The organism is Bradyrhizobium sp. CCBAU 53351 (assembly GCF_015291745.1).
Classification (GTDB): domain Bacteria; phylum Pseudomonadota; class Alphaproteobacteria; order Rhizobiales; family Xanthobacteraceae; genus Bradyrhizobium.
Map to the genome: position 1 here is coordinate 2,603,044 of NZ_CP030059.1, position 13,564 is coordinate 2,616,607.

A 13,564-nucleotide genomic window follows, 5' to 3' on the forward strand; every position below is an offset into this window, starting at 1 on the left:
CATCGCGCGCGGGACCAGGACTACGCTCCATTCCACGCAGATTTCGTTACTCGCCTCAGCCGCCGACGCGACGCGGCGCGCTCATTTGCCGAGGAAGCTCGCGCGTATCTTGTCGGCGAACCAGACGACGAAGATCGCGCCGAATGCGAGCGCAATGTACAGAGCCGTCCACAAAAGTGCATTATTGGCATTTGTCATGGCTTCCTCCCTGGCATGAGACATCGATCTCTTGCCGGAAAGGATAGTGGCGGCCGGGACGGCGCGATTTGCGCAGGATCAATTTTGCCGCGCTGCGGCGAAAGACGGCCGGTGAGCCGCCGTCCCGGAATGATGGAGACGCGCCGACGAAAGACGAGCTAGAGTCGAAACTCGTTGGTGAGCTCGCCGATGCCGTCGATCGCGACGGTCACAATGTTCACCTCCTCCTTCATCACCCCAACGCCGACCGAGGTGCCGACGGCGATGAGATCGCCGGGGAGCAGGGTCATGTCATGGGAGATTTTGCTGACCAGCTCCTGCGCCGAGAAGATCATGTCGGAGATCGGATAGTTCTGCCGCTCCGCGCCGTTGAGGATGGTGCGCACCGTGAGTTTTGCCGGATCGAGGCCGGTTGCGATCACGGGGCCGAACGGGCCGTAATCGTCGATGCTCTTGGCGCGGGCCCATTGCGGGAAGGTAGGGTCGCTGGTCAGGATGTCGTTGGCGGTGATGTCGTTGACGCAGGTGTAGCCGAAGATGAAGCCGTCGGCTTCTGCCGGCGAGACGCGCGCGCAGGTCTTGCCGATGACGATGCCGAGCTCGCCCTCATAGGTGGTCTTGCCGTCGTAGTAAGAGGGACGGCGGATCACGGCGCCCGGCGTCGTGATGCTCGTGGTTGCCTTGAGGAGATAGAGCGGCTCCGGCGGCTCGGGCTGGTTTAGCTTGGCGGCGAGCGCGTGGAAATTATTCCAGAGCGCGACGATCTTGCTGGGCGCGCAAGGTGCGAGCAGCTCGACCTCCGACAGCGCCAGCGTCCTGGCCGTGGCGGCGTTGCGGCCGAACATCTCGCCTTCATGCACGCTGATGCCCGATGAGGTCAGGGTGCCGAAACCGGTCGTGCCATTATTCCGGAAGCGCAGCCACTTCTTGATCTCGCCAGCCATCATGCCACCGCCAGTGCGCGGGGATCTGCCGGCGTCGATACGCCGTCGTAGAGCCCGGCGATGCGGGCGCGCTGGGTCACCATCGCCAGCACCGAGTCGAGTGCGGGCGTCGGGATGCCGGTGAGGCGGCCCATCTCCTGCACGACGGTGACCAGCGGGTCGATCTCCATCGGGCGGCCGCGCTCGAGATCCTGGAGCATCGAGGTCTTGTGGGCGCCGACCTTGCGGGCGCCCTCGATGCGGCGCTCGACGTCGACGCGGAATTTGACCCCGAACGTCTCGGCGATCGCCTGCGTCTCCACCATGATCGCGCGCGACAGCGCACGCGTGGACGGATCGGTGCAGATCACGTCGAGCGTTGCGTGCGTGAGCGCGCTGATCGGGTTGAAGCAGACATTGCCCCAGAGCTTCAGCCAGATCTCGTCGCGGATGCGGTCGAGCACCGGGGCCTTCAGCCCGGCGGCGACGAACAGATCGGCGAGGCGCTGCACGTCTGGTGTGATCTCGCCGGAGGGCTCGCCGAGCGGGAAATTGTTGCCGTAGACGTGACGGATCACGCCGGGCGCCTCGAGCTCGGTGGCGGGATAGACGATGCAGCCGATGGCGCGCTCGGCGCCCAGCTCGCGCCACTGCCGCCCGCCGGGATCGATGCTCTCCAGCGTCGAGTTCTCGTATTGGCCGCCGTGCTTGTGGAAGTACCAATAGGGAATGCCGTTGACGGCGGTGACGATGCGGGTGTGCGGCCCGAGCAGCGGCTGCATCTTCTCGATCACGCCCGTGATCGAATGCGCCTTCAGCGTGATGATGATGTAGTCCTGCACGCCGAGCTCATTGGGGTCGTCGGTGCAGCGCGGATGCACGGTGTGCTTCTCCTCGCCCGCGAGCAGCGTCAGGCCGTGCTCGCGCATGGCGGCGAGGTGGGCGCCGCGTGCGATGAGGCTGACATCGGCGCCTGCGCGTGCGAGCTGAACCCCGAGATATCCGCCGATCGCGCCGGCGCCGTAGATACAGATCTTCATGAAATCCTCGCGGAGGGAGCCGAAGTCGGATTTTTGGGACGAAAGATCCGGTCCGGCTCGGAAGGATCCGAGCCGGGGCCGGTAGTCGCAGGGGAAGGGTCGTATCGTTTAGGCGGCCGCTTGCGGCGTGCCGTTGAGGGCCTCGTCGATGGCAGCTGCGATGTCGCGCATGCTGATCACGGAGACGAGGCTGTAATCGTCGATCACCGGCAGGTGGCGGATGTGGTGCCGGTTCATCAGGTGGCGGACCTCATCGATCGTGTCGCTCGAGGTGCAGGACACCAGCTGCTGCACCGAGACGAGCTGCGAGACCTTGACGTTGACGGCGTTCGTGCCGTGCTCGGCGACGGCGCGCACCACGTCGCGCTCGGTGAACATGCCGACCGCGGTGTTACCCTCGGAGCGGACCACGTCCTTGACCACCAGTGCGCTGATGTTGTTGGCGCGCATCAGCTTGGCGGCGATACCCACCGTTTCGTTCATCCGCACCGTGACAACGCGCGGCGTCTTCTTGCGCAGAATGTCTCCGACCAGCATTGCAACCTCCCTGGGTGAATGTTGAGAGAAGTGTGGTATACATAATGCCAATCGTCAAGCGCTGGATTTGGCCGATCCGAAAAATCTTGCGACAGCGATACTGACGTTTGCCGTCGAGACAAAAAGAAAAGGGGCGCATCGCTGCGCCCCTTCTCGTTGTTGCGAATGTGCGGCGGCTACGCCGTCTCGGTCTTTGCACTTGTCTTGGCACTGCCGGTCGCGGTCTCGGTGCTCTCGGCTTCCTTGCCGAGGATGAAGGAGCGGCGCAGCGGCTTGATCACGAACAGCGCCATCAGCGCCGCCGTCGCATTCAAGGCCACTGCGACCACGAACACGGCCTTCCAGCCATAGGCCGCCGAGATCACGCTTGCGAGCGGAACGAGCAGGGAGGCGGTGCCCTTCGCGGTGTAGAGCATGCCGTTATTGGTGGTTGCGAATTTCGAGCCGAAGGTGTCGCCGCAGGTCGCGGGGAACAGCGAGTAGATCTCGCCGAACACGCCGAAGTACACCGCGGTTGCCAGCACGAAGACGAGCGGGATGTGACCGTAGGCCGACAGCGTCAGCAGCATCAAGGCGGCGGTGCCGAAGGCGATGAACATGGTGTGCTCGCGGCCGATCGTGTCGGAGACGAAGCCGAAGAACGGGCGGCCGAATCCGTCGAAGATGCGGTCGAGCGAGATCGCGAAGGTCAGTGCCGCCATCTGGAAGCCGGCGAGCGTGACTGGCGTGCTCGCGATCTTGAAGTCGTGCGCGATCGGGGCGATCTGCGCCGCGGTCATCAGGCCGCCCGAGGCGACCATGACGAAGACGAGATACATCACCCAGAAAATAGGCGTCCGCAGCACTTGCGGCGGGGTGAAGTCGATCTTGGTCTGCGGCAAATTGAGCTGCTTCTTCTTCGGCGGGATCGAGAGCCGCGGCGGCTGGATGAAGAAGGCGAGCACGAACACGATCACGCCCTGGCCGATGCCGAAGGTGAGGAAGGCGTGCTGATAGCCGCTGGATGCGATCATGGCTGCGATCGGCACCACGGTGAGCGCAGCGCCCGCACCGAAGCCCGCGGCCGTCGCGCCGGCGGCAAGGCCGCGGCGATCGGGAAACCATTTCAGCGCGTTGCCGACGCAGGTGCCGTACACCGCGCCCGCGCCCATGCCGCCGATGACCGCTGCCGCGTAGAGCAGCGTGAGCGAGTCGGCATAGGAGTTGAGGATCCAGGACAGCGCGATCATCACGCCGCCGAACATGATGACGATGCGCGGGCCGTATTTGTCGACGAACCACGCCTCGACCGGCACCAGCCAGGTCTCGGTGACGACGAAGATGGTGAAAGCGAGCTGGATCGCGGCGCGCCCCCAATGATGGGCTGCGTCGATCGGATCGACGAACAGCGTCCAGCCATATTGCAGATTGGCGATCATCGCCATGCAGACGATGCCCATGGCGAGCTGGAACCAACGGAAACCGGTGCGAAGAGGCGCGGCCGTGACGGCGCCATCCGTGCTGGAAATCATCAAGAACCTCCCAACGCGCCTGATTGATTGCGACTTTGGATTGCAAGATGACCCAGTGTCGCAAATGTTGTGGCTTATCGTCGCAAGCGCTGGGGCGGAGCTTGGTATACCATATTCCAGAAAGCAAGTGCTATCTGCGGCGGATTGTCACAAATCTTCGGTTCCAGCGGGGAGCTGGCGCCGCAAGCTTTCCCTGAACGAAAACGCCCGGCCGCAAGGCCGGGCGTCTGCTCGATGAAGCTGTGGTGGGCGTCAGGCGACCGTCGATTTTGCGACGACGACCTTGCGCCAGGGCTTGAGCACCGCGATCGCCAGCAGCGAGGCCAGGATGTTGGCGCCGGCTGCGATGATGAACACGCTGTCCCAGGTGCCCGACGATTGCTGCATGTAGTTTGCGATCGGTACCAGCAGCGCGGCGGTGCCCTTGGCGGTGTAGAGCAGGCCGGCATTGGTGGTCGCGAACTTGGCGCCGAACGTGTCGGTGCAGGTCGAGGGGAACAGCGAGTAGATCTCACCCCAGGCGAAGAACACGAAGCCCGAGAGCAGCACGAACCAGATCGGATCGTGACCCCAGAGGTAGAGCATCCAGATGCCGAAGCCTTCCATGCCGAAGGCGATGAACATCGTGTTCTCGCGGCCGATCATGTCGGAGATCCAGCCGAAGAACGGACGGGTCAGGCCGTTGAGCACGCGGTCGATCGTGGCCGCGAAGGTCACTGCCGTCATCGTCACCGCCATTAGCGTGACCGGCACGTTGTCGACCTTCCAGTCGGCCGCGATCGGCTTCAGGTTGGCCGTCACCATCAGGCCGCCGGCGCCGACGATCACGAACATGAAGTACATCAGCCAGAAGATCGGCTGACGCAGAACTTCGGTCGGCTGGTAGTTGCGGCGGGTCTGCAGCAGATTGGCGTTCGCCACCACGTTCGGCACCTGGCCCGCCTTCGGCGACAGCAGGAAGAAGGCGAGGATGCAGATGACGATGCCTTGGCCGAGGCCGAAATAGAGGAAGGTGGTCTGGAAGCCACTGTCCTTGATCATGGCCTGGATTGGCGCGACCGTCAGCGCAGAGCCTGCACCGAAACCTGCCGCCGTGATGCCCGCGGCGAGGCCGCGCTTGTCCGGAAACCACTTCAGCGCGTTGCCGACGCAGGTGCCGTAGACGCCGCCGGCGCCGATGCCCGCGACGATCATGCCGAGGTAATAGCCGTTGAGCGTGGTGGCCTGTGCGTTGATCGCCCAGCCGATGGCGCAGAGCACGCCGCCGACCAGCACGACGATTCGCGGACCGTATTTATCGACGAACCATCCTTCGATCGGCACCAGCCAGGTCTCGAACAGCACGAAGAGGGTAAAGGCCCATTGGATCGATGCGCGATCCCAGCCGAACTTCTTCTGGATGTCGGGGACGAAGAACGTCCAGCCGTATTGATAGTTGGCGATCATCACCATCGCGCCTACACCGATCGCCAGTTGCGCCCAGCGATACGTGTCGCTAACGCGCGCGGTAGTAGGGGCGGTTGCCTGCACCATGTCCGTCATAAAGCCTCCCGTGGCGCCTCTAATTTTTCTGCGAGCGCTGGAGAGGCATTCTTGTATGCATTATGCCAAGCTTCAAGCGCTGGTCCGGCCACCGTGCGCAAATGTCGCAGCCTTGTTCAGCGGCAACTGTGACTCGGAACAGCACAAGTAGAAATGGCCCCGTCGTGCGGGGCCATTCATCAAAAGTAGCATGTGGATCGTTCTGAAACCGTCGCGCTGCGTGGCAGCGCGGGAAAGTAACGGCTTACAGGCCGAAGCGCGGCAGGTCGCCGTTGTGGTTCGAGATCTCGGCGCTCGCCATCAGGAAGCTGTCGATCGCGGCCATCAGGCGGGCGAACAGCGAGGCGGAGGGGGCCAAAGCAACGGAAGCGGTCTTGGACATTGGAATTTCCTTTCTTGAGACGGTCAGTCTTGCGTCTCATGTCTGGGAACAATCTATGTATACCAGATGCCACTGTCCATGTGTTTGTTTGCATGGCAGCATGTAATGCGCCGCATTGCAGCATAACGCCGGGTTAATGCGGCCGGTTCGGGCATAAAATTGCCCATCTTGAGCCGCTGAGCGGGCCCTATCATTGCCGAAAGGCGCGAAAGCCTGGGCGGAATCCCGGAATCTCATTGCGGCGGGCGCCAGGCTCCGGCCGCACTGCAGCAGACGGGCTTGGCAGGACAAGTCAAAGCGGCTAGTGGTCCGCCCCCTTATCCAATCAACCGTCAGAGTGGTTCATGTCGAGCGCCTCGCCCGCCGTCTCGATCGGCATCGATTTTGGGACCAGCAATACGGTCGTCGCGCTCGCGGCGGACGACCGCCGGGTCGAGGCCATCCGCTTCGACCACGGCGGCCAGCGCCACAGCACCTACGTCTCGGCGCTGTGCTTCTGGGAGGACCGGCCGGGCGCCGGGGCCCAGGCCGAGGGCGGCCCGTGGGCGATCGAGACGTTCCTCGAAGGCCGCCACGTCTACCGGTTCCTCCAGTCGTTCAAGACGTTTGCCGCCAGCAGCAGCTTCCAGACGACGCAAGTGTTCCGGCAGCGCTTCAAGTTCGAGGACATCCTGGCGGCATTCCTGCGCACGCTGGCGCGCCATGGCGGTGAGAAGTTCGGCTTCGAGGCGTCCAACATCACGGTCGGCCGGCCCGTGCGCTTTGCCGGCGGCAATCCGGATGAGGCGCTGGCAATGCAGCGCTACCGTGCCGCCTTCGAGCGCCTCGGCGCCGGCCACGCGCGCTATGTTTACGAGCCGGTCGGCGCCGCGTTCTCCTTCGCCCGAAAGCTTGAGCGCGATGCCACCGTGCTGGTTGCGGATTTCGGCGGCGGCACCAGCGATTTCTCCGTGATGCGCTTTTCGCGCAAAGGCGGTGCCCTACGCGCCGAGCCGCTCGGCCATGCCGGCATCGGGATTGCCGGCGACACGTTCGACTACCGCATCGTCGATCACGTGGTCTCGCCGCGCCTGGGCAAGGGCTCCAGCTTCCGCTCCTTCGACAAGGTGCTGCCGATCCCCAGCGGTCATTTTACCAACCTGGCCCGCTGGCATCAGCTGGCGATGATGAAGAGCAATGGCGATCTGCGCGAGCTCCGGGAGCTTGCGCGCACCGCGCTGAAGCCTGAACTGCTCGAGGATTTCATCACCATCGTCGATCTCGACCTCGGCTTTGCGCTGTACCGCGCAGTGTCCGACGCCAAGGTTGCGCTGTCGGCGCAGGACGAGGTGAATTTCCGTTTCAGAGGCGGCGGCGTCGATATCGGATCGACCGTCACGCGAAAGAATTTCGAATCCTGGATCGCCGACGACATCGCTCGCCTCGGCGCCACCGTCGACAAGGTGCTGGGCGAAGCCGGCATCACCGCGCGCGAAGTCGAGAAGGTGTTCCTGACCGGCGGCACCTCGTTCGTGCCGGCGGTGCGAAAACTGTTCGCCGAACGCTTCGGCAACGAACAGCTGATGTCGGGCGACCAGTTCGAGTCGATCGCCTATGGCCTCGCGCTGATCGGGCACAGTCCGGAGCCGGATCGCTGGACCGCCGATGGCGGGATCGGAAAGAAGGCGGGCGCGTAGCGCTCGCTTCCTCGTTCTCCGCCATTGCGGGCGCAGCGCCGTAGGGTGGGCAATGCGAAGCGTGCCCACGTCCCGTACGCGACCAGAAACGAATGGCGGCGCGGCGCCAGTGCGGCTTGCCGCCCTACGATACTGATGTCGCCGCTACTGAGTGATCTCGGGCTCGACGAGCTTCGCCAGATTGCGCAGCGATTCCTGCCAGCCGAGATAGCAGGCCTCCGGCGGGATGACGTCGGGAATGCCGGCCTGCGTGATGTCGATCTCGGTGCCGACCGAAACTTTCTTCAGGATCACGGTGACCTGGATTTCGCCGGGCAGGTTGGGATCGTCGAACTTGTCCGTGTAGCGCAGGCGTTCGCCGGGCACGAGCTCGAGATATTCACCGCCGAACGAATGGCTGTTGCCCGTCGTGAAGTTCCGGAACGACATCTTGAACGTGCCGCCCACCTTGGGCTCGAAATGATGCACGGTGCAGGTGAAGCCGTTCGGCGGCAGCCATTTCGCCATCGCATCCGCCTCCAGGAAGGCGCGATAGACCTTCTGCGGGCTGGTGGCGAGAACACGGTGCAGGCGGATCGTGCTGGGCATGGTTGTTATCCTCATTGATTGATGGGCCCGAGATTGGTGTCTATGGCCCCTTCATGTCACGAGGACGACCGGGACACCGCCGATCCGACACGAGGTCTCGAGTTTTTTGGCGGGTGACCGGCCGCCGGCAATCTGCATCCGCTTCAAAACCGAAGCCACAATTCCGCTGCCCTTCTTCGTTCAACTCTAGCGCGAAACCGGGGGACTTCCGTTGCGCAGGATGCTTTGGGCTTTTGCCGTCATTTTCTGCTGTTTCACGTCGACCGCGGAGGCTGCGGGCATTCAGCTCCTTGAATCCGGCCCGGCGCTGTCAGGCGCGATCTGGTATCCGTGCGCGGCCGAGCCGGCGCATGTGGCGTTGGGCAGCCTTGCGGTCGGCGCCGATTTCGACCTGAAGGGGGCGAGGGATTGTCCCGTCACCGGCGCGAAACTCCCGGTCATCATCTTTTCGCACGGTCGTGGCGGCTGGTTCGGCCAGCATCACGACACCGCGGAGGCGCTGGCCGATGCGGGCTTCGTCGTTGCGGCCGTCAACCATCCCGGTGACACCGCAAACGATTCCTCACGGCGCGATACGCTGTCTCTCTGGGGCTCGCGTCCGGCGGATATCGTTCGTTTGCTCGATTTCATGCTGAAGAACTGGAAGGACAGGGCGGTGATCGATCCTGCCCAGGTTGGGTTCTTTGGTTTCTCGAGTGGCGGTGCGACCGGCTTCGTGCTGATGGGGACCAAGCCTGATTTCGCGAGGGTCGCCAGCTTCTGCAAGGAGACGAGCGGCGCTTGCGCGCAGCTTCACAATGGTGAGACGCCGCCCGAGCCGATCCAGGATGCGCGCATCCGAACCGCCGTCATCGTCGATCCCGCGCCAGGCACCCTGACGCGGGAGAATCTCGCCGTCGTCAAGGTGCCGTTCCAGTTCTGGCGCTCGCAGTTCGGCGGCCCCGGTGTCGGCGACGGCTCGGGCACGGAGCGCGTCGCGCAGGGATTGCCGGGCAAGCCGGAGATTCATGTCGTGCCGGCCGGCCATTTTGCGTTCCTCGCGCCGTGTTCGGCCGAGCTCGCGGCAGCCGTCCCCCGCATCTGTACCGACACGCCGGCCGGGTTCGACCGGGTGGGCTTTCATCGCGAGTTCAATGCAGCGGTGGTGAAGTATTTTCGCGGTCAGCTCGGAGAGCACTAAGCTCGAAATCGGGATCAAACAAAAAGGCCGCCGAAACCGGCGGCCTTCGTCATTCGCTGTTGTGTCCGCTTACTCCGCGGCCTGCTTCTGCGGCGGGTCGAGCGCGCCGGACTTGTGGATCTCGGCGACCTGATGGTCGCTGAAGCCGAGCACCGAGCGCAGGATCTCGTCGGTGTGCTCGCCGAGCAGCGGGGAGCGCTCCACCTCGCTCGGTGAATCCGACAGCTTGATCGGGTTGCCGACCGAGATGTACTTGCCGCGGGTGGGGTGATCGACCTCGACCACGGTCCCGGTCGCGCGCAGCGACTGGTCTTCGGCGATTTCCTTCATCGACAGGATCGGGCCGCAGGGGATGTCGTCCTTGTTGAGGATTTCCATCGCCTCGAACTTGGTCTTGGTCATCGTCCACTGCTCGATGCGGGCGAAGATCTCGTTGAGGCGCGGCAGGCGGGCCGCAGGCTTCGCGTAGTTCGGATCGGTCTTCCAAGTGGGCTCGCCGATCACGTCGCAGATCTTCTCCCAGACCGGAGCCTGGGTGATGAAGTAGATGTAGGCGTTGGGATCGGTCTCCCAGCCCTTGCACTTCAGGATGCGGCCGGGCTGGCCACCGCCCGAGTCGTTGCCGGCGCGCGGCACGGCATCGCCGAACGGAATGCCTTCGCCGAACTGGCTGTATTCCTTGAGCGGGCCGTGGGCAAGGCGCTGCTGGTCGCGCAGCTTGACGCGGGCGAGGTTGAGCACGCCGTCCTGCATCGCGGCGGTGACGCGCTGGCCCTTGCCCGAATGCGTGCGCTGATAGAGCGCGGTGACGATGCCCAGCGCCAGGTGCAGGCCGGTGCCGGAATCGCCGATCTGCGCGCCGGTGACGAGCGGCAGGCCGTCGCGGAAGCCCGTGGTCGAGGCGGCGCCGCCGGTGCACTGCGCGACGTTCTCATAGACCTTGCAGTCTTCGTACGGTCCGGGGCCAAAACCCTTGATCGAGGCGACGATCATCTTCGGGTTGATCGCCTGGATCTTCTCCCAGGGGAAGCCCATGCGGTCGAGCACGCCGGGGCCGAAATTCTCGACCAGCACGTCGCACTTCTTGATCAACTCGGTGAGGACTTCCTTGCCCTTGGGGTTCTTGGTGTCGAGCGTGATCGAGCGCTTGTTGTGGTTGAGCATGGTGAAATACAGGCTGTCCACGTTCGGGATGTCCTGCAGCTGGCCGCGGGTGATGTCACCCACGCCCGGACGTTCCACCTTGATCACGTCGGCGCCGAACCACGCCAGCAGCTGCGTGCAGGTCGGCCCGGACTGGACGTGAGTGAAATCGAGAATGCGAACGCCCGTGAGCGCTTTGGTCATCTTGTTGCTCCGTACTGTGTCTGCCCCTGCAGCCGGCAGGGAATAAAGGGTTGAGGGGTGGACTTACTTCTTCTTCTGCAGAACGCTCTGCGGATTGAGGTTGCCGATGCGGCCGCTTTCCGAGCCGGCGGCCGGATCGATCACCGCGTTGATGAGCGTCGGCTTGCCGGACTTCATGGCCTCGTTGACGGCGCGCTTCAGCTCGTCGGGCGAGGTCGCGTTGACGCCGACGCCGCCGAAGGCTTCCATCATCTTGTCGTAGCGCGCGCCCTTGACGAACACTGTCGTCGCCGGATCGGAATTGGCGCCGTTGACGTCGGTGCCGCGATAGATGCCGTCATTGTTGAATATGACGACGCAGATCGGCAGGTTGTAGCGGCAGATGGTCTCGACCTCCATGCCGGAGAAGCCGAAGGCCGAGTCGCCTTCCACGGCCAGCACGGGATGGCCGGTCTCGAGCGCGGCCGCGATCGCCTGGCCCATGCCGATGCCCATCACGCCCCAGGTGCCGACGTCGAGACGCTTGCGCGGCCGGTACATGTCGATGACGCCGCGGGCGAGATCGAGCGTGTTGGCGCCCTCGTTGACGAGGATCGCCTCGGGGTGCTCCTTGATGACGTTCTTAAGCACGCCGAGCGCGCCGTGATAGTCCATCGGCGATTTGTTGTTCATGAGCTTCGGCGCCATCTTGGCGACGTTCTCTTCGCGCTTGGACGAGATGGCCTTGGTCCAGTCGGCGGGAGGGGCGGTCCAGCCCGTTCCCATCGCCTGGTTGAAGGCGGAGACGACCGAGCCGATGTCGCCGACCACGGGCGCGACGATCTCGACGTTGGAGTCCATCTCACGCGGCTCGATGTCGACCTGGATGAACTTCTTCGGGGATTCGCCCCAGCTCTTGCCCTTGCCGTGCGAGAGCAGCCAGTTCAGCCGCGCGCCGATCAGCATGACGACGTCGGATTCCTTCAGCACCGTCGAGCGGGCCGCGCCGGCGCACTGCGGATGGGTGTCTGGGAGCAGGCCCTTGGCCATGCTCATGGGGAGGAACGGCACGCCGCTCTTCTCGACGAAATTCTTGATCTCTTCGTCGGCCTGCGCGTAGGCCGCACCCTTGCCGAGGATGATGAGCGGACGCTTGGCGCTCTTGAGTACGTCGAGCGCACGCTTGACCGAAGCGGGCGAGGGGATCTGCGCGGGCGCCGCGTCGATCACCTTGACCAGCGACTTCTGGCCGGCATCGGCGCTCATGACCTGGCCGAACAGTTTTGCGGGAAGGTCGAGATAGACGCCGCCCGGACGGCCCGAGACCGCGGCGCGGATCGCGCGGGCAAAACCGATCCCGATGTCCTGGGCGTGCAGCACGCGATAGGCCGCCTTGCACAACGGCTTGGCGATCGCGAGCTGGTCCATTTCCTCGTAGTCGCCCTGCTGCAGGTCGACGATCTCGCGCTCGGAGGAGCCCGAGACCAGGATCATCGGGTAGCAGTTGGTGGTGGCGTGCGCGAGTGCGGTGAGACCGTTGAGGAAGCCGGGCGCGGAGACCGTGAGGCAGACGCCGGGCTTCTTGGTGAGATAGCCGGCGATGCCTGCGGCGTAACCGGCGTTCTGCTCGTGGCGGAAGGAAATCACGCGAATGCCTTCGGCTTGCGCCATGCGGCCCAAATCCGTGATCGGGATGCCCGGCACATTATAGATAGTGTTGATGCCGTTCAGCTTGAGCGCGTCGATGACGAGATGGAAGCCATCCGTCAGTTCCTGCTCGGTGCCCGGTGCCTCGGACTTGGTCGCGGTATTCAGCATGGGCCTTCTCTCCCTGGTCTCAAGTAGCGGGGCGAATTGTTCGCCCTTCTGGTGAACGTTGCTAGGTGAACAGTTACGTGAACAATTCCTGGCCATGCGCTTCGACGTAAGAGGCAAGGCCGAGGGTGTGGTCGCGGGCGCGCTTCTCCGCAAGTTCGGTATCGCGCGCTTCGAGTGCTTCGATCATCGCGAGATGCTCGGGCAGCGAGGTCGCGGTGCGGTCCTTGCGTCCGATGGTCAGCTGGCGATAGCCGCGCACGTGCAGCAGCAGGTCATTGGTGAGATCGACCAGCACCGGCGATTCCGACAGCGAGATCAGCGCCTGATGGAAGGCGATGTTGGCGCGCGAATATTCCTCGACATGATCCTCGGGCAGGCGGTCCTTGCCGAAGTCCTTGAAATAGTCGCGCAGCGCCGTGATGTCCTTCTTGCGCGCGGTGGTGGTGATGAGGCGCGCGGCCATGCTCTCCAGCGCCGCCCAGGCGCGGATCATGTCGACGATCTCGCTCTTGGTCCGGCGCACCACCATGATGCCGCGGCGCGGAACCGTCTTCACGAAACCGTCCTGCTCGAGCATCGCGATGGCTTCGCGGATCGGGGTGCGGCTGACACCCAGGCGTTCGGACAGCGCGCGCTCGTCCAGCATCACCGGCTCGGGCGTCGAATAGATGTCCATCTTGAGGATGGCTTCCTTCAAGGCGTCATACGCCTTGTTCTTGAAGCTGCTCTCCGGGGCAATACGAACGATTGCGATGTCTGCCTCGGCCATGTTCGGCAACGCCTTGGTTGGTTTCCGTAGTGACACGACGAATCTCCTCCAGTGGGAGTCGTCTTTTACAGGAA

12 protein-coding genes are annotated in these 13,564 nt (G+C 63.9%); 2 read left to right on the forward strand and 10 right to left on the reverse strand.

All coding sequences use genetic code 11. From position 1 onward, the window contains the following. Window positions 1-356: 356 nt before the first annotated feature. The 6 genes from XH83_RS12125 to XH83_RS12150 form a co-directional block, all read right to left on the reverse strand. On the reverse strand, window positions 357-1,145 hold the full coding sequence (locus XH83_RS12125) for a fumarylacetoacetate hydrolase family protein (protein WP_194407216.1): 789 nt from the start codon (window positions 1,143-1,145) through the stop codon (window positions 357-359). After that, the gene (locus tag XH83_RS12130; RefSeq protein ID WP_194407217.1) at window positions 1,142-2,161 is read right to left on the reverse strand and encodes a 2-dehydropantoate 2-reductase; all 1,020 of its coding nucleotides are present in this window, start codon (window positions 2,159-2,161) and stop codon (window positions 1,142-1,144) included. The genes XH83_RS12125 and XH83_RS12130 overlap by 4 nt, the downstream gene beginning before the upstream one ends. 108 nt (window positions 2,162-2,269) lie before the next feature. Then, window positions 2,270-2,698: a CBS domain-containing protein gene (locus XH83_RS12135; RefSeq protein WP_194407218.1), complete on the reverse strand. Its 429-nt coding sequence runs from the start codon at window positions 2,696-2,698 to the stop codon at window positions 2,270-2,272. A gap of 176 nt (window positions 2,699-2,874) precedes the next feature. After that, window positions 2,875-4,209, reverse strand: a complete 1,335-nt coding sequence (gene oxlT, locus XH83_RS12140; RefSeq protein ID WP_194407219.1) for an oxalate/formate MFS antiporter — start codon at window positions 4,207-4,209, stop codon at window positions 2,875-2,877. A gap of 252 nt (window positions 4,210-4,461) precedes the next feature. Then, window positions 4,462-5,751, reverse strand: coding sequence for an oxalate/formate MFS antiporter (gene oxlT / locus XH83_RS12145; protein WP_194407220.1), 1,290 nt, complete (start codon window positions 5,749-5,751; stop codon window positions 4,462-4,464). Between the two features lie 244 nt (window positions 5,752-5,995). After that, the gene (locus XH83_RS12150) at window positions 5,996-6,133 is read right to left on the reverse strand and encodes a hypothetical protein (RefSeq protein WP_194388353.1); all 138 of its coding nucleotides are present in this window, start codon (window positions 6,131-6,133) and stop codon (window positions 5,996-5,998) included. Between the two features lie 344 nt (window positions 6,134-6,477). On the opposite strand from XH83_RS12150, the gene XH83_RS12155 reads away from it, so the two are divergent. Further along, window positions 6,478-7,809, forward strand: a complete 1,332-nt coding sequence (locus XH83_RS12155) for an Hsp70 family protein (protein WP_194407221.1) — start codon at window positions 6,478-6,480, stop codon at window positions 7,807-7,809. Window positions 7,810-7,953: 144 nt separating this feature from the next. Here the strand turns inward: XH83_RS12155 and XH83_RS12160 are convergent, their stop codons facing one another. Then, complete coding sequence (locus tag XH83_RS12160) at window positions 7,954-8,397, reverse strand: SRPBCC family protein (protein WP_194407222.1); 444 nt, start codon at window positions 8,395-8,397, stop codon at window positions 7,954-7,956. Window positions 8,398-8,617: 220 nt separating this feature from the next. Here XH83_RS12160 and XH83_RS12165 point away from each other — a divergent pair, with 220 nt between their 5' ends. Next, window positions 8,618-9,577: an alpha/beta fold hydrolase gene (locus tag XH83_RS12165; RefSeq protein ID WP_194408240.1), complete on the forward strand. Its 960-nt coding sequence runs from the start codon at window positions 8,618-8,620 to the stop codon at window positions 9,575-9,577. A gap of 69 nt (window positions 9,578-9,646) precedes the next feature. Here XH83_RS12165 and frc read toward each other — a convergent pair whose 3' ends face one another. From frc to XH83_RS12180, 3 genes are all read right to left on the reverse strand, one after another. After that, complete coding sequence (gene frc, locus XH83_RS12170; RefSeq protein WP_063195930.1) at window positions 9,647-10,924, reverse strand: formyl-CoA transferase; 1,278 nt, start codon at window positions 10,922-10,924, stop codon at window positions 9,647-9,649. Window positions 10,925-10,987: 63 nt separating this feature from the next. Further along, on the reverse strand, window positions 10,988-12,721 hold the full coding sequence (gene oxc / locus XH83_RS12175) for an oxalyl-CoA decarboxylase (protein ID WP_194407223.1): 1,734 nt from the start codon (window positions 12,719-12,721) through the stop codon (window positions 10,988-10,990). Between the two features lie 73 nt (window positions 12,722-12,794). Next, complete coding sequence (locus XH83_RS12180) at window positions 12,795-13,490, reverse strand: GntR family transcriptional regulator (RefSeq protein ID WP_194408241.1); 696 nt, start codon at window positions 13,488-13,490, stop codon at window positions 12,795-12,797. Window positions 13,491-13,564 lie beyond the last annotated feature (74 nt).